Source organism: Streptomyces sp. NPDC058525, assembly GCF_042719495.1.
Lineage (GTDB): Bacteria > Actinomycetota > Actinomycetes > Streptomycetales > Streptomycetaceae > Streptomyces.
In genome coordinates this window covers 25466-44892 of sequence record NZ_JBHXNP010000061.1, presented here as the reverse complement: position 1 = coordinate 44892, position 19427 = coordinate 25466, and the positions used below count along the sequence as shown (strand labels likewise).

General features: G+C 73.1%; 16 protein-coding genes and 2 pseudogenes. 11 read left to right on the top strand and 7 right to left on the bottom strand.

The window, feature by feature from the left end; all coding sequences use genetic code 11:
* Position 1 precedes the first annotated feature (1 nt).
* Genes ACFWP3_RS26070 through ACFWP3_RS26045 form a run of 6 tightly spaced genes read left to right on the top strand, consistent with a single transcriptional unit; the run spans position 2 to position 4890 of the window.
* Positions 2-1069 carry a hypothetical protein gene (locus ACFWP3_RS26070; protein WP_384225428.1) on the top strand — a complete coding sequence of 356 codons (1068 nt, stop codon included), beginning with the start codon at positions 2-4 and terminating at the stop codon, positions 1067-1069.
* Positions 1066-1875: a tryptophan synthase subunit alpha gene (trpA, locus tag ACFWP3_RS26065; protein WP_384225427.1), complete on the top strand. Its 810-nt coding sequence runs from the start codon at positions 1066-1068 to the stop codon at positions 1873-1875. The genes ACFWP3_RS26070 and trpA overlap by 4 nt, the downstream gene beginning before the upstream one ends.
* Before the next feature lie 55 nt (positions 1876-1930).
* Positions 1931-2305 carry an ectoine synthase gene (locus ACFWP3_RS26060; protein WP_384225424.1) on the top strand — a complete coding sequence of 125 codons (375 nt, stop codon included), beginning with the start codon at positions 1931-1933 and terminating at the stop codon, positions 2303-2305.
* Between the two features lie 25 nt (positions 2306-2330).
* The gene (locus tag ACFWP3_RS26055) at positions 2331-3467 is read left to right on the top strand and encodes an acyl-CoA dehydrogenase family protein (protein ID WP_384225422.1); all 1137 of its coding nucleotides are present in this window, start codon (positions 2331-2333) and stop codon (positions 3465-3467) included.
* The gene (locus ACFWP3_RS26050) at positions 3464-4174 is read left to right on the top strand and encodes an N-(5'-phosphoribosyl)anthranilate isomerase (RefSeq protein WP_384225421.1); all 711 of its coding nucleotides are present in this window, start codon (positions 3464-3466) and stop codon (positions 4172-4174) included. Before ACFWP3_RS26055 ends, ACFWP3_RS26050 begins: the two co-directional genes overlap by 4 nt.
* Positions 4174-4890, top strand: a complete 717-nt coding sequence (locus tag ACFWP3_RS26045) for an indole-3-glycerol-phosphate synthase (RefSeq protein ID WP_384225418.1) — start codon at positions 4174-4176, stop codon at positions 4888-4890. Before ACFWP3_RS26050 ends, ACFWP3_RS26045 begins: the two co-directional genes overlap by 1 nt.
* A 3030-nt stretch (positions 4891-7920) precedes the next feature.
* On the opposite strand, the gene ACFWP3_RS26040 is transcribed toward ACFWP3_RS26045, so the two are convergent.
* A complete protein-coding gene (locus ACFWP3_RS26040) occupies positions 7921-9942 on the bottom strand; it encodes an AAA family ATPase (protein ID WP_384225415.1) in 2022 nt (673 codons plus the stop codon).
* Positions 9943-10241: 299 nt separating this feature from the next.
* On the opposite strand from ACFWP3_RS26040, the gene ACFWP3_RS26035 reads away from it, so the two are divergent.
* The 4 genes from ACFWP3_RS26035 (at position 10242) to ACFWP3_RS26020 (ending at position 13733) form a co-directional block, all read left to right on the top strand.
* Positions 10242-10517 carry a phosphopantetheine-binding protein gene (locus ACFWP3_RS26035; protein WP_384225413.1) on the top strand — a complete coding sequence of 92 codons (276 nt, stop codon included), beginning with the start codon at positions 10242-10244 and terminating at the stop codon, positions 10515-10517.
* A complete protein-coding gene (locus ACFWP3_RS26030; RefSeq protein WP_384225410.1) occupies positions 10514-11533 on the top strand; it encodes a 3-oxoacyl-ACP synthase III family protein in 1020 nt (339 codons plus the stop codon). Before ACFWP3_RS26035 ends, ACFWP3_RS26030 begins: the two co-directional genes overlap by 4 nt.
* Entirely contained in the window at positions 11530-12300 is a 771-nt protein-coding gene (locus ACFWP3_RS26025; protein WP_384225408.1) for a 3-oxoacyl-ACP reductase family protein, read from the top strand. The genes ACFWP3_RS26030 and ACFWP3_RS26025 overlap by 4 nt, the downstream gene beginning before the upstream one ends.
* A 98-nt stretch (positions 12301-12398) precedes the next feature.
* Complete coding sequence (locus ACFWP3_RS26020; protein WP_384225405.1) at positions 12399-13733, top strand: acyltransferase domain-containing protein; 1335 nt, start codon at positions 12399-12401, stop codon at positions 13731-13733.
* Between the two features lie 128 nt (positions 13734-13861).
* Here the strand turns inward: ACFWP3_RS26020 and ACFWP3_RS26015 are convergent.
* The 5 genes and pseudogenes from ACFWP3_RS26015 to ACFWP3_RS25995 all read right to left on the bottom strand — a co-directional run.
* Positions 13862-14236: pseudogene (locus ACFWP3_RS26015) on the bottom strand (DUF721 domain-containing protein); the annotation flags it as partial.
* Between the two features lie 124 nt (positions 14237-14360).
* Entirely contained in the window at positions 14361-15749 is a 1389-nt protein-coding gene (locus tag ACFWP3_RS26010) for a hypothetical protein (RefSeq protein WP_384225402.1), read from the bottom strand.
* A gap of 451 nt (positions 15750-16200) precedes the next feature.
* Positions 16201-16533 carry a helix-turn-helix domain-containing protein gene (locus ACFWP3_RS26005; protein ID WP_384225400.1) on the bottom strand — a complete coding sequence of 111 codons (333 nt, stop codon included), beginning with the start codon at positions 16531-16533 and terminating at the stop codon, positions 16201-16203.
* Between the two features lie 123 nt (positions 16534-16656).
* Entirely contained in the window at positions 16657-17124 is a 468-nt protein-coding gene (locus ACFWP3_RS26000; protein ID WP_384225397.1) for a hypothetical protein, read from the bottom strand.
* Positions 17125-17337: 213 nt separating this feature from the next.
* Positions 17338-17769, bottom strand: a complete 432-nt coding sequence (locus ACFWP3_RS25995) for a hypothetical protein (RefSeq protein ID WP_384225394.1) — start codon at positions 17767-17769, stop codon at positions 17338-17340.
* 156 nt (positions 17770-17925) lie between these two features.
* Between ACFWP3_RS25995 and ACFWP3_RS25990 the strand changes: the two genes are divergently transcribed.
* On the top strand, positions 17926-18474 hold the full coding sequence (locus ACFWP3_RS25990; RefSeq protein WP_384225391.1) for a hypothetical protein: 549 nt from the start codon (positions 17926-17928) through the stop codon (positions 18472-18474).
* 51 nt (positions 18475-18525) lie between these two features.
* On the opposite strand, the pseudogene ACFWP3_RS25985 reads toward ACFWP3_RS25990, so the two are convergent.
* Positions 18526-19359: pseudogene (locus ACFWP3_RS25985) on the bottom strand (helix-turn-helix transcriptional regulator).
* Between the last annotated feature and the right edge of the window lie 68 nt (positions 19360-19427).

Genomic DNA, 19427 nt, shown 5'->3' with positions numbered 1-19427 from the left:
GGTGCACGACGCATTCGCCGCCCTGCGGGCCGGCCGCCCGGTCGACACCGCGACGTGGTCGTCGTTCTGGGACGAGCTGAGCGCCGGCACGCTGGACGCCGGCGAGCCGGCGGCGCTGATGGCGGCGCTCGACCTCGACGCGGTCGCCCCCCAGACGTTCACCAGCCTGGTGCGGTCGCTGCGCGCGCGCCGCACCGGGCCGGTGCGCCCCTTCCCGGGGGCGGTCAACGTGGTCGGCACGGGCGGCGGCGCATCGACGTTCAACGTGTCCACCGCCGCCGCCTTCGTCGCCGCCGCGCTCGGGGCGCGCATCGTGAAGACCGGGTCGCGGGCGCACGCCGGCAAGTACGGCTCGGTCGACCTGCTCGACCGGCTCGGCGTGCCGCTCACGAAGTCGTACGAGGACACGGCGGCCTCGCTGGCCCGTCACGGCATCGCCTTCGCCGGCTACTTCGTGTACCCGGTGGAGCTGACCGTGCTGGCCCGGCGCGTCATGCCGGTGCCCATGCGGACCTACGGACGGGTGCTGAACGTGCTGGGCCCGTTCCTGCCGGCGCTGCCGGGCACGCGCCAGCTCACGGGGCTGTCGAGCCCCGCGCTGCTGCCGCTGGCCCGTTCCCTGGCGGAGGCGGTCGAGGACCGCGAGGTCTGGCTGTGCACGAACGACATCGGCGCCGACGAGCTGATCGGCTTCGCCGACAACCTCGTGCACCGGGGTACGGGCGGGCCTGTCCGGCTGAACCCGGACAGCCTGGGCACCGCCGACGGCACCCTGGCGGACCTGGCTGCGGTGTCCGAACCCGAGCGGGTCGTCGAGCACTTCCTGGACGTCGTATCGGGGCGGGCGGGCGAGGTGGCGACCCAGACCGTCGCCCTCAACGCCGCCGCCCTGGTGATCGCGGCCGAACGCGAGTCGCGGTGGCGGCCCGCCATGGCCTCGGCGATGGCGGCGATGCGGGACGGCGCGGTGCGCGACCTGGTCGACGCCGTACGGGCCGGTGCGCAGGCGCCGGCGGTGCTGGTGGGCGAGGGGGCCTGCGGTGCTGGTGGGCGAGGGGGCCTCCGGTGACTGACCTGTTCCCCCGCCCGCCGGGCCTGGCCCTGTTCCTCAACGCGGGCGACCCGCCGTTCGACGTGCTCGACGACATCGCCGACATGCTGGACGAGCACGAGGTCGACGTCCTCGAACTGGGCGTGCCGTTCCCCGACTCGATCAGCGACGGGCCGGTGATCCGGCGGTCCGCCGACCGGGCGCTCGCGGCCGGGACGGGCCTGGAGGACGCCCTCGCCTTCGTCGAGCGCTCCCGCGGCCGCCACCGCCACCTGCGGGTGGTCGTCCTCGCCGACTGGGCGCACACGGTCCGCCCCCGTTCGATGGCGGAGGTCGTCACGGCCATCGCCGGGTCCGGGGCGGCCGGGGCGCTGCTGCACGGTGCGCCGCCCCGGGTCCGCCCGGACTTCTACGACCGGGCCGCGGCGGCCGGGCTGCCCGTGGTCACCACCTGCTACGCGTCCTCGCCGCCGGCTGTCGTGGCCGAGGCCGCGGCGCACGCCTCGGCGTACGTGTACCTGGTGACGCACTACGGTGCCAGCGGCGCGGGCCCGGCGCCCGACGCGGACGCGCTCCGTGGCCCCGTCGACGCGCTGCGGGCGCTGACCGACGCGCCGATCGCCGCCGGTTTCGGGGTGCGCACGGCGGCCGATGTCGCCCGGGTGCACGCGGCCGGCGCGGACGCGGCGGTCGTCGGCAGCACCGTCGTGGCCCGCGCGGAGGCCTCGCTGGCCGGGGGCGGCGATGTCGTCGCCGACCTCTCCGTTCTCGTCGCCGGCCTGCGTCCCCACCACCTTTCCCACCGCGTGCCCCCGTCGCTGTGACGGGGGCCGGTTTCCCACCCCTTGAGTTTCCCCACCCCTTGAGAGGAGCGATCCGATGATCGTGCGCAACCTGGAGAACGTCACCACCGTCGACTGGGGCAACGGCCTGAGCCGCCGCTTCCTGCTGGCGTCCGACGGGCTCGGCTACTCCGTCACCGACACCACGGTGCGTGCCGGTACGAAGTCCCTCCTGGAGTACCGCCGCCACCTGGAGGCCTGCTACTGCATCGACGGCGCCGGCGAGGTCATCGCCCCCGACGGCACCTCGTACCGGATCACCCCGGGCACGCTCTACGCGCTCGACCAGCACGAGGCGCACCACCTCATCGCCGACCCGGACACCGACCTGCGCCTGGTGTGCGTGTTCTCGCCGGCCCTGCGGGGCGACGAGCAGCACAGCCTCGACGCCTCCAGCGCTTCCGCGTACTAAGGGATCAAGGACAAGGGACACGGACATGCGTACCTGGGACGAAGATCAGCTCGCACTGCGCGAGGGCATGGAGCGGTGGTGCCGCGACCTTGCCGAAGACCAGCACGACAGCGCCGAGACCGGGTTCCCGTGGGACGCATGGAAGCTCCTCCGTTCCTCGGGAGTGCTCGGCCTGCCGTTCGACCCCGACCGGGGCGGGGCCGGCGTCGACCTGCTCACGACCATGTTCGTGCTGGAGGCCCTGGGCAAGGGGTGCCGCGACGGGGGCCTGAGCTTCTCCGCCGCCACCACCATGTGCAGTACGGGGGTCGCGCTCCAGCACTTCGGGACCGACGAGCAGAAGGACCGGTACCTGCCCCGGGTGTGCTCGGGCGACCTGATCGGCGCCCACGCCATCAGCGAGCCCGACACGGGGTCGGACGCCCTGAGCATGCGGACGAGCGCCGTCCGCGACGGCGACCACTTCGTGCTGAACGGCAGCAAGAGCTTCGTGACCAACGGGCCGATCGCCGACGTGGTCGTGGTCTACGCCCGCACCCGGCCCGAGGGCGGGCCGCTCGGCATCACCGCCTTCCTGGTCGACACGGACACCCCCGGCTTCTCCGCCGGCCGGCCGCTCAAGAAGATGGGCCTCACGTCCTCGCCGATGAGCGAGCTGTACTTCGACGACGTGCGGGTGCCCGCCGACCGGGCCATCGGCGGCATCGGGCGGGGTTACCTGCTGCTCGAGCACGTCATGAAGTGGGAGATCCTCTGCTCCTTCGTCATCAACGTCGGGGAGATGCAGCACCGGTACGAGCGCTGCCTCGAATACGCCCGCACGCGCACCCAGTTCGGCAAGCCGATCGGCTCGTACCAGGCGATCTCCCACAAGCTGGTCGACATGCGCATCCGCGTCGAGACGGCGCGCCGCTGGCTGTACGACACCGCCGAGCGGCTCGTCGCCGGCGAGAACGTCACGATGGACGTGGCGATCAGCAAGCTGCTGACCAGTGAGGCCAACGTGGCCTCGGGGCTGGCGGCCATCCAGGTCTTCGGCGGCAACGGCTACATGTCGGAGTACGGCCTCGACCGTGAGCTGGCCAACGCCGTGGGCAGCACCATCTACTCGGGCACGACGGAGATCCAGTACAACCGGATCTCCTCGCTGCTGGGGCTGTGACCGTGCTGCTCAAGGTGTGCGGCGCGACCAGCCGCGAGGACATCGCCCTGCTCGGGGCCGCGGGAGCCGACCTGATCGGCCTGTGGCACGGGGTCCCGGGCGGCCCCGCCGACCTGCCGGCCGGCCGCTTCGCCGAACTGGCCGAGGCCTGCCGGACCCTGGAGCTGACCGCGGCGCGGCCGGCGCCGGAGCCGATGATGGTCACGTTCCTGCGGGATCCGGCCGCGATCCTGGACGCCGCCCGCGCGGCCGGGGTGCGCTGGCTCCAACTGCACGGCTACCAGCCGCCGGCCGTGGTGGCGGCGCTCAAGCGGGGCCGGCCCGAGGTCACCGTGGTCAAGGTCCTGCACGTCACCGGCGACGCCTGTGTCGAGCGCCCGCTGCTGGCCTCGTACGAGCGGGCGGGGACCGATGTGTTCCTGTTCGACGCCACGAGCGCCCAGGGGCGGGTCGGGAGCACGGGCCTGTCGCTGGAACCCGATGTGGTGATCGACCTGGCGGAGTCGGTCACGCGGCCGTTCCTGCTCGCCGGGGGCATCTCGGCCGGCAACCGGCTGCGCTACGAGAAGGTCGCCGCCCACCCGCAGTTCGCCGGAGTCGACGTGGACACGGCGGCGCGGGACGCTTCGGGCGCGTTCTGCGCCGAGAGCGTCGCGGGCATCCGTCGGCAGTGGAGTGCCGTCCCCGACGTGGAGGAGGTCGTCTGATGGCGCCGTCGTTCATGGACGCCCTGCTGGGCGCCGACCTTCCGGTGATCATGGAGCTGAAGCCCCGTTCGGCCGACGGCGAGGACCTGTTCCGCGACCGGTCGCCCGCCGAGATCGTGGCCCGCTACGAGGCCGCCGGGGCGCCGTGCCTGTCGGTGGTCACCGGCCGCTGGTTCGGGGGTGACGCGGGCCTGCTGGCCGAGGTGACCGGGCTCACCGAACTGCCCGTCCTGCAGAAGGACTTCATCACCAACCCCGGCCAGCTGCGGGCGGCCGTCGAACTCGGCGCGTCCGCGGTGCTGCTGACGGCGGCGCTGCTGCCGAAGGCCGCGCTGGCCCGGCTGGCCGAGGGGGCGCTGGCGCTCGGTTTGACCCCGTTCATCGAGGTGGCCGGCCCGGCCGAGATCGAGGCCCTGCCGTCCTGCGAGGGGTGTGTGGTGGCCGTCAACAACAAGGACATCCGCGTGCGTGAGCGCGGGGACGCGGACCTCGGCCGCAGCACCCGGCTGCTGCCGGCCGTCCGGCTGACGGGGTCGCCGTGTCCCGTCAGCGCCAGTGGCATCGACGACCCTCGGGTGGCAGCCGGGCTGCTCACCGCCGGTTTCGCCGGACTGCTGGTCGGGACGGGCCTGTTGCGGGCCAACCGTCTCGAGTCGTGGTGCGAGGAGCTGGACGGCCTGCGTCGTGTGTCGGCCGTGCCCCGTCCAGTGGGCTGAGCGAGAGCTCCTCCCACTCGACGGCGAAGGGGACGCCCAGCTCGTTGGCTGCGGCGATCACCCGGGCGGCGAGGTCGTTGGCCTCGAGGTAGCGTCTTCGTACGACCAGCGCCCGGGCGACCCGCAGGGGCCGCTCCTGGTCGTACGGGTCGAGCTCCATGGCCGACTCGACGCGTTCCATCGCCTCTTCCATGTCGCCCTCTTCCAGGGCGGCCGTCAGCACGACGTCGATCAGGCCGAGCACCCGCTGGCGGACGACCTCCCGGCGCTGGGCGATGCGGTCGTCGTAGAGGTCGTCGGGCAGTAACGGCCCGGCGAAGGCGGCGACGGCGACGCGGGCGCGGGAGATGCGCTCGTTGTCCTGGGTGGCGGCGACGGCCCGGGCCAGGTCCTCGAAGGTGTGCAGGTCGACCTTGCACGAGGACAGGCACAGCAGTTGGCCCCGGCGGTTGACGAGCGAGCCGTAGGTGGCGCGGGCGCGGGTCACGACGTTCTTCAGGCGGCGCTGGCCTACCCCCGGCATCTCGCCGGGCCACAGCATCTCGACCATGGTCTCGACGCGGACGGACCCGCCGGCGAGCACGAGGTGCTTGACCAGCTGGCTGGCCCGGCCCGAGCCGTGGAGCACGGCGTGGCCCTGGCGGACCTCGAAGCCGCCGAGCACCCGCACCTCGTAGCCGGCGCCGCTGGTCAGGGCGCCGGTGACGACGGCCGGGGGCAGCCGGATGGCCGACCGCAGGACGCCGACGACGCGGCGCTCACGGCGGTCGAGCAGGTCGGGGTGGCCGAGGCTGGCGGCCCGGTCGAGGGCGATCAGCAGGCGCTGGTCGGCGGCGTCGATGTGGCCGGCGGCGTGGCGGACGTAGCCCGTCAGCAGTTCGGCCTTCCAGCGCAGGCAGGGCGCGATCTCGCCGTTCTCGAGCATGCGTTGCAGGACCACGGCCGCCTCGGGCTCGCCCCGGCGGGCGCCGATGAACGCCTCGGTCAGTGCCAGGGTCACCGGGTCCTCGACGCGGTGCTCGCGGGCGGCGGCGAGCAGCCGGGCCGAGGCGGCGTCGGCGCCCACCACGGCGCAGGCGTCGGCGGCCTCGCACAGGAACCGCAGTCCGCCGCTGTCGCGGATCATCATCTGGCCGAGGTGGGCCTCGGCCCGGGCCAGTTGTTCGAGGACTCCGGACATGTCCTGGTCGTTGGCGGCCACGATGAGGCGGGTCCAGGCGGCGTGGCCGGCCACCCAGTCGATGCGCAGTAGTTCGGCGAGGCGCATGGCGTCGTCGAGGATGGCGAGCGGCCGCTCGGCCTCGCCGCCGAGCGCCAGCAGCCGGGCCTCCATGACCAGGCACAGCATGCGGTCGAACTGGGTGTCGCTGGTGGCACCGAGCCGGCGCAGCAGTACGGCGCCCTCGCCGGTCTTGCCGAGGGCGGCCAGGACCTGGGTGGCGAGGCCCCGCTGGACCGCGGCGACGCGGGCGGGCTCGCCCAGTTCGCCCCAGGTGATGGCGGCCTGGCGCATGGCGTTCTCGGCCCGGTGCAGGCTCGGGCCGTCGGGGCGGTCGGACAGGGCCACGCCCAGCGCTTCCAGCAGGCTGGCCTGGGCGCGGGTGCCTTCGGCGGTCCCTTCGAGGAGGCGCTCGACCTGGGCGAGCACGCCGGGGTCGCGCAGCAGCGCCCGCTGGATCAGCCATTCGCTCTCGACTTCGACGGCGAGGTCGTCGTCGTTGTTCTGCTCGCGTACGACGCGCAGGGCGCGGCCGATGACCTCGCGTTCCTCGGCGAGCTGGCCGACGTTGCGGTGGGTGCGGGCCAGGTGCAGCAGTACCTGGGGCGCGGCTTCGGCCGCGGGCCCGAGGCGGGCCATCAGGTGGATGAACTCGACCGGGTCGAGCTGGTTGATGCGCGAGGTGGGCAGTTTGGCTATGAGCGTGGCCGCCTGCTCGGGGTCGCCGCTGTCGGCGAGCAGGCTGGCCGCGGCCAGTTCGGCGCCCTGGGAGGTCAGCAGCGGGGCGGCCCGCTGGGCGATGGCCGGGTCGAGCGGTGCGATCGCGGCCAGTGTCTCCTTCGACTCGCTGCACAGCCGTGACCAGCCGTCGGCGCCGACGGCGAACGGGATGCCGGCCCGGATGAGGCGGCGCAGCAGGCCCGGCTGGCCCAGCCCTTCGACGAGGCTGTCGTTGACCATCGGGAAGGCGGCCACCTGGGTCAGCAGGTAGCGGTCGGCGGGGTCGAGGTCGGCGGCGTAGTGGTCCATGAGCTGGCGGATCAGGCCGGGGTGGCGGAGCAGTACGGTGGCGGCCGCCATGCGGTCGGCGGACCGGGCGAGCCGGCGCAGCATCACGAGCAGCAGCGCCACCCAGCCGCCCGATAGGTCGTGCAGGGTGGCGGCGAGCCGTTCGCCGTCCTCGTCTCCGAGCTCGATGCGGGCGAGGGCGGTGGCCTCTTCCTGGGTGAGGCGCAGGTCCTGGGTGTTGAAGCGTTCGGCGGTGCCCCAGAACTCCATGGCCGCGAGGGGCGCCGGCAGCAGCCGGCTGCTGACGATGACGCGCAGGGGCGGTGTGCCGTCCTTGGCCAGGTCGGCCAGCCAGGACGCGGCGTCGTCGGTGAGGGCCTCGGCGTTGTCGACGACCAGGAGGCCCGGGCCCGTCGACGCGGCCAGCAGTTCGGCGACCCGGCCGGCGGCCGCGGTGCGCGGCCAGCCGGCGGGCTGGCCGGCCGCGTCGACGATCGCCGAGGTCAGTTCGTCGACCGTGACCGGGTGGTCGCGCGGCAGCCGCACTTCGACGCCGCCGCCGGCGCGGGCCCGCACCTGCCCGATCAGGGCGCTCTTGCCGAATCCGCCACCCGCTTCGACGAGGACCGAATGCCTCGCGTTGAGCATGTCTTCCACCAACCGCTGACGCGGGACGAAAGGCGCGCGAGCCATCCGAGGCTGTCCCCATTCTCATGCCAGCTGAACCGGCGACCCCGGGACCCCCACCGTCATGCCCGTTTGGTCGGGTTGTAGGTTAACACGAACTCATGGATGACGAACCGTCACCCTGAGTGAATATGCGGGGAGTTGCGCGGGCCCGCCACCTGCCGCTGCCGGGAGGTGATGTGGCGGCGGCGGGCGTCGCTCACCTGTTCGTCGACCACCTGGCGGACGACGTCGTGGCGGAACTCGTAGACCGCCGGCCGGTCGGGGTGCTGGGAGCCCTCGGCGAGGATTCCGACCTGCAGCAACGTCTCGAGCGCGTCCAGGGCGGCCAGCACGTCCAGGCCCGCGGCGCCCGCCGCCGCGTCGAAGGCGACGGACGGGCCGGTGACGGCCGCGACCTGGAGCAGCCGGGTGGCGTCGTGGCCGATGGCGGCCTGCTTGGCCGCCACCAGCCGGGCGACGGCCGGGGGGACCGCGTACAGACCGGCGGGGTGCCGGAGCATCTCCAGGAGCATGAACGGGTTTCCGCCGCTGCGGCTGTACGCGCGGCGGACCAGGCGGGCGGCGGTGGATTCGGTGCCGGCGGCGGTGGCGCCGGGGCGGGTGGTTGCGGCTCTGGTTGTGGTGGTTGTGCGGGTGGGGGTGGGGGTGGTGCCGGTGATCAGGTCGTGCATGAGCGTGCGGGTGGCGGCGAGGTCGAGGCCGCCGAGGACCACCTCGGCCCCGTCGCCGTCGTGCTCGAACCGGAGCATCGCCTCGTCCAGGCCGGTCCGTACGCGGCGCTGGGCGGAGGTCGGCAGGTCGTTCCTGGCCGCGACGACGATGCACAGCCGGGCCTCGGCGGTCGTGCGCAGCAGGTGCCGGACCAGCTCCACGGTCTGCGGGTCGGCCCAGTGGGCGTCGTCGATGAGGACGGCGCAGGGCCGCTCGCTCGCCGCGACCAGCAGCAGCTGGGTCAACGCCGCGAACAAGACCGGCTGTTCGGGCAGTTCGCCGGGCGCGCACGGCCCCCCGAGCGAGGGGAGCAGCAGGCGCAGCGGGCCCCGGGCCGAGGGGCAGACGGCGTCGAGCGGGTCGTCGGGCGAGGAGGCGACGTAGCTGTCCAGGGCCTCCACGAGCGGCTGGTACGGGACCATCGCGTTCTCGTCGCACCGGCCGACGAGCAGCAGCCCGCCCTCGGCGGCCATCGCCGCGCCCGCCTCGCGCAGCAGCCGCGTCTTGCCGATGCCCGACTCTCCCGTGACCAGGACGAACTGCCGGCGCCCGCGCGCGGCCCGGGCCCAGGCTCCGGCCAGCGTCGCCATCTCCTGCCGGCGGCCCGTGAAGGGGACCGGGCGGTGTCCGGCGGCGGGTCCGGCGCCGGGCGCGCCCGACGGGGAGGCGGGGGACGACGGGCCGAGGAGTGCCAGGTAGGCGGCCTCGGTCTCGGGCGACGGGTCGACGCCCAGCTCTTCGGCGAGGTACCGGCGCAGCCGCTGGTAGGCCCGCAGAGCCTCGCCCCGGTTCCCCATGGCCTCGCGCACCGCCATCAGGCAGCGGTGGGCGCTTTCGCGTTCGGGTGCCCGGGCCGTCGCCTCTTCGGCGAGGAGCGCGGCCCGCGCGTGGTCCCCCGAGCCCAGCGCGGCCCGGCTGGCGATCTCCAGGGCGGTGACCAGGTACTCGGTGAGGCGCTCGCGCCATCCGGCGATCCAGTCGCCCTCGTGCTCGGACAGGAACGGCAGGCGCAGCCGGTCCGCGGCCCGGGTGGCCAGCCGGGCGGCCGTGGTCACGTCGCCGGTGTTGAAGGCCTCCTGGGCCGCGGTGACCGACCGGGTCGCGTCCTCCACGTCGACCAGTACGTCCTCGCGCAGCGCGAGCACGTAGCGCCCGCCCAGTTTGGCCAGCGGGTTCGTCGACTCGGCCGGCAGCGGCGCCATGAAGGTGCGCAGCCGGCTGACGAGTGTGCGCAGGGCCGATGCCCAGGTGGGCGGGAGCTCCCCCGGCCAGATCACGTCGGCCAGCTCGTCCCGCGTCACGCCCTCGGGGCCGGCGAGCACGAGGCGTGCGAACGCCACCCGGGCCTGTGCGCTCTGGAGGTGGTGCACGGTGCCGGCGCAGCGCACGGCCATCGGCCCCAGTATTTCGATCTCGGTGTCCATCAAACTTGTCCCCCTGCAAGTGCTGTGTGGGGGTAAGAGTCCGGCCATGTGGTACCAGCCGGGTGCCGGGGCCGGGCCCCCGCACGTGGGACCGCGCTGGTATCGCCGGCCCGTACGCTTGCGCGCCCGTTGCGCTCCTGGGGCGACGATCCTGGCGCCGACCAGTGCGAACGCGTCCGCCGCGGCCGGCGGGCCGCTTGAGCCGCGGTCGCGTTCCCGTGCAGTCGGGCTTGCGAATCGCTTGCGCCGGTACTCGTACGGTGCGGCCCACAGGCCGATCACAACTACCAGGAGTCGCCATGCTGCTTCCCTCGCTCGAAGTGTCCGTCGAACGGTTGATGGCCGTGAGCCGGGTCGAGGGGTTCGACCCTGACACCCCGCTGACCACGTCCGGCGTCGACTCGCTCGACCTCATGGAGTGGGTCTACGACATGCAGGAGCGGTACCCGGACCTGGGCGTGGACGAGTCGATCGTCGAGAGCATCAACGACACCGTCACCTTCCGGAGCATCCACCAGCAGTTGCTGGCCGCCCACGACGTCGCCCCGGTCGCCTCCGCGACCGGCGGCGAGTGACCGCGGAGCCGCGGGTGTCGGGCATCGGCATCATCGGGTGGGGCAAGTACCTGCCCGAGGGAAGGCTCACCAACGCGGACCTCTCCGCACGGCTGGGCGTGGACGACGACTGGATCGTGCGGCGTACGGGCATCCGGGAGCGGCGGATCGTCGGGCCGGGCGAGACCACCGCCTCGCTGGCGGTCGAGGCGGGCCGGCGGGCACTGGAGCACGCCGGGCTGCGCCCCGACCAGATCTCGCACCTCATCCTCGCCTCGGGCACCCCCGAGCAGCTGTCGCCGGCGACGTCCGCGTTCGTGCAGAACGAGCTGGGCACGGCGGGCGGCGCCCACGACGTGAACGCCGAATGCGCCGGCTTCGCCTACGGTTTCGTGGTCGCGGCCGGGCTGATGGCGATCGACCCCCGCCCGATCCTCCTGATCGGCACGGACACGCATTCGCTCGTCGTCGACCCCGAGGACCGGGACCTGGGCGTGCTGATCGGCGACGGGGCCGGGGCGGTCGTCCTGGCGCCCCACGACCGCAGCTGGCTGCAGGCGTGGGACATGGGCTGCGACGGCACCAAGGTCGACAGCCTCAAGATCCCGGCCGGTGGCAGCAGGCTGCCGGCCAGCGAGGCGACGCTGCGCGACAAGCAGCACTACGCGCAGATCAAGGGCAACGAGATCTACCTCAACGCCGTCCGCTTCACGGTCGGTTCGGTGAAGCGGACGCTCGAATCGGCGAACCTCAAGGCCGAGGACATCGACCACCTGCTGCCGCACCAGGCCAATATGCGCATCATCGACTCGATCCTCGAGCGCAGCAACGTGCCCCGGGAGCGGTTGATCACGAACATCGAGTACTACGGCAACACGGGTGCGGCCTCGATGCCCATCGCCCTCGCCGAGGCGCTCGACGCCGGGCGCATCAAGCGGGGCGACCGCGTGATGTTCGCGGCGTTCGGTGCCGGCATGGTGTGGCTCACCGCGCTGATCGAGTGGGGTGCGGGCGAACCGACGGAGTGGGCGTCATGACCGGGACCGCAGCGGAAGCCCGCCCCCTCTCGGCGCCGCGCCCGGAGAAGCCGGTCGCCCTGGTGACCGGCGCGTCCGGGGGCTTCGGCGCCGCCGTGGCCGTCGAGCTCGACCGGCTCGGGTGCCGCGTCGCCCTCCACTACAACCGCGCCGAGGACGGTGCCCGCGAGGTCAGCGAGCGCCTCACGAACGACTCGATCGTCGTCCAGGCCGACGTGGGCGACTGGGAATCGGTCGGCGCCATGCACCGCCGGGTCGTCGAGGAGCTGGGCGAGGTCGACATCCTCGTCAGCAACGCGGCCGTCCGCAAGGACGCGCTGCTGATGAGCCAGTCGCCGGAGGTGTGGAGCGAGGTCGTCCAGACCAACCTGGTCGGCACCTTCCACGTGTGCCGTGCCGTGCTGCCGTCGATGTTCAAACGGCGGTGGGGGCGGATCATCAACGTGGTGTCGCCGTCGGCCCTGGTCGCCACGTCCGGCCAGACCGCCTACGCCGCCTCCAAGTCCGGGGTGATCGCGCTCACGCGCACCCTGGCCACCGAGTGCGGCCGGCGCGGGGTGACGGTGAACGCCGTCTCGCCCGGGTTCATGGAGACGCGGATGACGGCGAACGCCACGGAGAAGTTCCGCCAGAGCCTCGCCGCCAACCTGCCGGTGCCGCGGCTGACCACCCCCGAGGAGGTCGCGCCCGCGATCGGTGTCTTCCTGGACAACGGCTACATCACCGGGCAGGTGCTCAGCGTCGACGGCGGGATCTCGCTCACCTGACACCTGACACCTGACACCTGAGGGGCAACCGGCCACCATCCGGCCACCCGGCCACCACTCGGCCATCCGGCCACCCGACCGTGCGGGAGGACAGCGACATGACGGTCACTGGCAAGACAGTCAGCGGGACGGCGGTCGTCGGGACGCCGGTCACCGGGACGGCGGTCACCGGCCTCCCGCCGGGGGCGGCTGCTCCCCGGCTGCTGTGCTGGGCGGGGGCGGACCCGGCGGGTGAACGCGCCGCCCGTGCCCGGGTCGTCGACGCGCTGCGCTCCGGGGTTCCGGTACCGCCTCCGGTTCCGGGGCCGGTGCGCGGTGCGGTGGTCACCACGGCGGCCCGCGCCCTCGACGACCTCGCGGCCGCCCCGGTGCGGCAGGTCCCGGCGGGCGGGCCCCGGCCCGTCGTCCTGCTGCTGCCCGGGCAGGGGTCCCAGCACCACGGGATGGCGACCGGGCTGTACCGCGACGAACCCGTGTTCCGGGCGGGCGTCGACGAGGTCCTGGGGGCGTGGGGGGCCGAGGGCGAGGCGATCCGCGCCGACTGGCTCTCCGCCGTCGCCGGTGCGGCCATCCCGATCGACGACGGGCGCCGTGCCCAGCCGCTGCTGTTCGCCGTCGACCACGGGCTGGGGCGACTGCTGCTGAGCTGGGGCGTCACGCCGGCCGAGGCCCTGGGGCACAGTGCGGGCGAGGTCGTGGCGGCGACCCTGGCCGGGGTGTTCAGCGTCGCGGAGGCCGTCGCGCTGGTGCGCGGCCGGGTGCGTGCCGCCGCACGGATCCCGGCCGGCGGGATGCTCGCCGTGGCGGCGTCCGCCGAGGAGCTCGGCCCGTACCTGTCCGGGCAGGTCGCGGTGGCGGCCGTGAACGCCGTACGGCGCACGATGCTGGCCGGGCCGCGCGCCGAACTGGCCGTCGTGGCGGCCCGCCTCGCCTCCGACGGGGTGACGCTCCGGCCGGTCCCGGCCACCACTCCTTTCCACAGCCCGGCGATGGAACCGGCCGTCGCCGCGGCCGAGTTGGCCTTCGACGCGCTGCCGCGGCCGCCGCGGTTCCCCGTACGGTCCGGCTACACCGGGCGGCTGCTCACGGCCGAGGAGGCGGGCTCGGCGCGGTTCTGGGCCCGGCAGATAGCCGACCCCGTCCACTTCGGGCCCGCGCTGACCGCGCTGCTCGACGACGGGGACCGGCTGCTCGTCGAGTGCGGGCCGGGCCGCGTCCTGGCCTCCCTGGCCGTGCGGCAGCGTGCGGTGCGCGGCGGGGGGAGCGCGGTGCTGTCGATGCTGCCGGGCGACCGGTCGGACCGGTCGGACCGGTTCGGGGCCGAGTACTCCGACCGGTTCGCCGTTCTCGAGACTTCCGCGGCCCTGTGGTGCGAGGGGCACGACCTCGTACGCGACGTACCCGACGCACTAGACGTACGCGCAGACCTCTGACCGGGCGTGGGTTTCTCGCGCGGACACCGCAGCCCGTCGCCCTCGTCCTGACCGGCCCTCGGCCGCCGCCGCAGCACCACCCGGACCGGGAGCGGCGGCGGCATATCGGGGTTGAGGACGACGATGCTGCGTACGGCTCGCGTCCCGGTGATCTCCCGGGCCGCGGTGAGGATGCGGTCGGTGGCGAGGCGGAGCTGGGTCCGGTAGGCCCCGGAGTCGGGCCACAGGGTCAGCACCCTGGTGCGGGGGTTGTAGGCGGTGACCGTGACGTGCTCGGCGAGGGTGGGGGCGACGGCGGCCGCGATGGCGGGCCACTGACCGAGCACGCTCGCCCCGACGGCGGCCAGCTCCCACACGCGGTCGGCGAACAACTGCTCGGTGACGACACCCAGTGCGGCCGGCTCCCTGCCGTCGCGGGGGCCGGGCCGGGCGCCGGTCCGTAAGCCGGGCCGGGACGTACGGGCACGGGGCGTACGGGATTCGCCGGCGCGGTCGCCGCGCATGCGGGCGGCGGCGCGGGCGGCCTGGAGGGCCATGCGGGCCATGTCCGTGCCGAAGCCGGGCGTGCGGGACGAAGTACCGGCAGTGTTCGGGGTGTTGGGGCTGATGGTCATGGTGGGGCGCCTCCTACCGGCTGCCGAGGGTGGTCCGGGGACTGTGGGCGAGCCTCATCAGCTGCTCGGCCCGGTGGACCAGGTCCGCGCCGTAGAGCCGCTCGGCCATGGGGCGTCCCATCAGGTGCACCGCGTTGACGACCGTGGACGGATCGCCCGCCAGCAGCTGCCGCTCCACCAGCGCGCGGCCCTCGGCGAGCTCCTCCCGGTCCAGGTCCTCCCACCGGATGGACGTGTACTGGGGCTGCGGAACGCCATCGTCCGCGCCGCCGGGCGAGGTGTGACCGGCGGGTCGGAACGCCGTCGCGTACGCGTCGATGACGTGCTGTCGGACCGCGGGGTCGGACGGGGCCTGCCAGTCGCCGTCGAAGGCCTCGCGCTGGTGGCGGACGTACGGGACGCGGTGACGGCGCATCGCCTCCTGGGACCTGCGCCAGTCCTCCACCAACGAATTCCGCTTCTCGGGGGTGGAGAGCGCCGCCTCCGCACCGGCCAGCAGCGTGGCGAGCAGCCCGGAGGCCCGGTGGACGTGGCCGATCGCCGTACCGCCGCGGAAGTACAGCCAGGCCAGGACGTCGACGACCGACCATCCGGCATCGGCGACATGGCGGGCCACCCAGGCGATACGGCGGACCGAGCAGCCGCGCAGCCAGGTCACCTGTGCGATCAGCTGCACCGCCAAGCGCAGACGGGTGCCGAAGCGGTTCAGCCTGCGGCTCTTCTCAGGGGGAGGGAAAGTACCGGCCGCAGAAGAACTCTGCGGGTAGCGCCCAAGAGAATGGGGCTCACGGCCCGCGCGACGGCGCTCGCCGGCAGCCTGCTTCCGCTCGGTCTTCCGATTCGGCTTCCGGTTCGGCTTCCGATTCGGCTTCCGATTCGGCTTCGCCGCCGCACGGGCGGCTCCCACCGCCTGTGCCCGGCCGGCCTCGGTCACCCCGCACACCCGGGCGTGGTAGCCGCTGCCGACCAGCCGGTGCCCCATCGCCGCGTCGTAGACCGGGGGGATGACCGCGCCGTAGATCGTGGCCGTCGCCGTGTACGCGCGCCCCGGCAGGCGGAGGTTTCGCTTCGAGCCGTGCCGTACCCACACCAGGGCGCCGAGCTCGCGCAGGTACCGTACGTGGCGTTTGACCGTCGCGCGCGACAGGCCGGTTCGCGCCACCGTGCCGTCCAGGTCGTACAGGACCAGGCTCAGCGAGAAGTCCATCCGGGACGCCAGGTCCTCGGCCACCTTCACCGTCGAGGGGCCCGCCTGCGGGTGCGGACCCGCACCCACCAGCCACACCACCGACCGCAGCCACGCCCGCGGTTCGGCCCGCCGCGACCCGGTGCGCTCGACGGACTGCGCGTCGCCCCTTACCTGCGTGAACTCCGTGAACACCGTCCCCGCGGAGACGTCCACGGGAGGTAAGGCGTCCCATAGAAAGGTAAAGGAGTTCCGCTTTTCGGGTAGGGATCCCGCCATGCGCGGAGCGCGATCGGCTCGAACAGGAGCGAAACGGACAGCAACCGGGTTTTCAGAGGACACAACATCGGGCACTATGACGAGTACCGACCTTCCAGATGGATCAGCAAAGACGGACCCCTTGGCCGGGGCCCTGAATTCGTTGGCTCGTGTGGGGGACGGCACAACTGCGCGAGCCCCTTGGCCGGGGCTGACGCAGGAACAGCAAGTAAGACGGCCCTGATGAGGGGCCGGATCGATGAAAGCGGCTTGATGAGCCGCGGCTCGGAACCGGTTGCAGCCGATGTCCGAGCGGACCGCCCTGGTGATGCATCAGGCGGTACACGGGCCGCGCGAGTCCAGAGGATGGCGAGTCCTCACCGGAGCGCGCGGCTGATGGCCGGCTAGGTCATCCCGACCCCCTTGAATCCGAAGGCGGCGTCGGCATGCCCGGAGACGACCCGCGCGCCGCGCCGAGATCGGTGACCTGCGCGGCTTCGGGGTGCTTCTCGGCGAGCCGCTGGAGAAGGCGGGCGTACGCATCGCGCCACGGGCGCCGCGGCTCGGTCTGCCCGCCTTCCCAGCGCAGGATCGTCAGCGGCTTCACGTGCAGGGCGTCGGCCAGCTGGCGCTGCGTCAGATCGTCCGCGAGGCGCAGCTGCCGTCGTACGGCGGGAAGGGGAAGGTCCGGTTCACGATCGACCAGAGCGTCAACTGACGCATTGAGATCCAAATCTGACACGGAGAAACCTCCCCCTCCAGTGATGATGTTCCGAAAGATACCTCAACTCGTGATCTCCGACACCACTGAAATCGGGTGTTCACGAACAGGCCCGGATGGGCACGCGTGTGACCCCTCAGGAGGTCAGCTGTAATAGGTGTCGAACGAGGCTACCCACAGTGCCGACAACGGCAGAACGGTCAGCTGCACGGCCGCCGTGGTCCAGCACCGCGCGAGGATCGCGGCGGAGGCGCTCCACAGGGCGGCGGTGCGCAGCAGGTCCACGGCTCCCGCCTGGTAGCCCTCTCCGTCGGGGTCCATCATGCCGGGGTAGCCCATCCACGCTTCGGTGAAGACGCCGTCCGAGCCGAGCAGCACGACCCCCGACAGCAGCCACAGGTCGGCCAGCAGCACCGCCACGGCGAGGGCCTTGTCGAAGCGCAGGTACGCGGGGGGCGGGACCAGCAGCCGGACGAACGGGTGCCCGTGATCCCGTACCCACCGCTGACGCCGGCTCTGCCACAGCACGGAGGAGGCGTACCCGAGCCCGGCGAGAGCCGCGGCCCAGCCGCCCAGGAAGATCAGCGCGAAGAGCAAGATCATGAAACCCATGCCCCACCAGATGCCCCCACCCACCGGACCGGTTCCCTCCGCCCGTGACGGGCGCTTCGGGCGGGCCTGCGCCAATCCCGGCGTCCGTCGACGTGACCGTCGGCGCCCTGGCCTGCGTCGGCGTAGAGCGGGATCGTGGTCACCTGGGCGTCGCGACGCTTTCCCTGCCGGTCGGGCGGGTGCTCGGGCCCCTGACCCCGGTGGGGCCATGCCTCACCCAGCCGGGGGGAGGGCGCCCTTTTTGCGGGCTTCGGCGATCCAGCGGCCTGCCGTTGCCTCCGATCGGGCCCAGCGGCTGGCGATGGCGCGGCGGGGTGGGATGTTGCGTTCGGTTGCCCACTGGTAGACCTCGGCGACCTTCGCGACGTGGTCGTCGCCCCCGCCGTAGGGGCGGCCCTCGGTCGCGGGGGCCGGTTGTACCTGGTCGGCGATGTCCGCCGCCCTGGCCTCGGCCGCCACGCGCAGGAGGCGGTCCAGGGGCAGGCGGCGCAGCCAGGTCGCGCTCACCGGCTGGTCGTCCGGGGCTTTGACGTAGAAGCCGTTCGGTTTCGTGCCGCCCGCGGGGAAGCCGATGATGAAGCTGTGGCCCTCGTAGCCGGGGAAGTCCTCCACGGTGACCCCGCTTCCGCCGTTCTTGATCCTCATGCGCTGCCTGCTCTCGCCCTCGCTCCGGCTTCTGATCGCACGCTTGTGAGACAGGCGCGCAAGTTGATCGCGCCTATGTCATCATGACGCGGCCCCTGCCGCACCGCCGCATCGCTGTGGCCCGGGTACTCCATCGTTCCTAAGGATTGCCCAGTCATGTCCGGATACCCGCAGCAGCCCCAGCCGCAGTACCCCGCCCCGAAGCCGGGGATGAGCACCGGCAAGAAGGTCGCGCTGGGCTGCGGCATCCCCGCCGTGCTCGGGCTGCTCCTGCTCGGCGGCTGCACCCTCCTCGTCGGAGAGGCCGCCGAGGAGGTCGGCAAGGAGCTCGACAAGTCGTACGACAGTGCGCAGGTCAACCCCTCGGGCGGCAGCGACGCGAAGAAGGGCGAGCCGGACATCACCAAGGACGCGAAGGTGACGTCCTGTGCGGTGAAGACCGGCGACTACGACCTGAAGGAGCTCGACGTGAAGGTCGAGTACACCAACAGCGGTGACCGCCGGTACAGCTACCTCGTCGAGGGCGAGGTGCTGGTCAACGGCGAGAAGAAGGAAGACCTCCTGTCGACCGCCCAGAACCTGGCCCCCGGCCAGAAGTACACGGACGACAACGCCGGCGCCCTCGCGTTCAACACCGCGAAGGCGGCCAAGGCCTCCGACAAGATCGAGTGCAAGATCCTCAAGGTCTCGCGCAACGCCCTCTGACCGGCGGACGAGCGCCGACGGGGCTCCTCCGTCGGCGCTCCCGCCGTCGTCTCAGGACCAGTGCGTCGTCGTGGCGTGGAGGGTGCCGAGCAGGGTGAGGGCCTGGGCGCTCGGGGATTCGGGGGCGGCCTGGTAGACGATGAGTTGCTGGCCGGGGACCTCGCGTACGTCGAAGGACTGGTACGTGAGGGTCAGCGGGCCGACGTCCGGGTGGAGGCAGTGCTTCGCGTCCGAGGTCTTGCCCCGTACGGCGTGGGTGTTCCACAGGCGGGTGAAGTCCGCGCTGTGGGCGGTGAGTTCTCGGATGAGGGTGCGTAGGCGCGGGTTGTCGGGCTCGAGGCCTGCCGTTTGGCGCAGGTGGGCCACGACGGCCTGCGCCGTGTCGGTCCAGCGGGTGTGGAAGCGGCGTCCCGCCGGGTCGAGGAAGGCCATGCGGGCCAGGTTGTCCGCGGTCTCGAAGGGCGAGTACAGGGCTTCGGCGAGGGCGTTCGCCGCGAGGACGTCCAGGGACCGGTTGACGACGAACGCCGGGGCGGCCGGGTAGGCGTCGAGCAGCTGGCGCAGGGCGGGCGTGATCTCGTCCGGGGTGGCGGGCGCGGGCGGGACGGGCGGGGCCGTCCCGGCCAGCCGGTACAGGTGCGCGCAGGCGTCGGGGTCCAGGCGCAGGGCGCGGGCGAGGGCTTCGAGCACCTGCGCCGAGGGGTGGCGTTCGCGGCCCTGTTCCAGACGCGTGTACTAGTCCGCGTTCATGTCGGCCAGGACCGCGACCTCTTCGCGGCGCAGTCCGGGGACCCTGCGCACGCCGTGGCCGGGCATGCCGACGTCTTGGGGGCGCAGGGCGGCTCGGCGGGCGCGGAGGAAGTCTCCCAGCTGGTTGTCGGGCATGCGGGTCAGGCTAGGCGACCGTTTCGGGTGCTGCCTGGGTGTGGTGCACCCAGGCAGCAGCCGTCCTG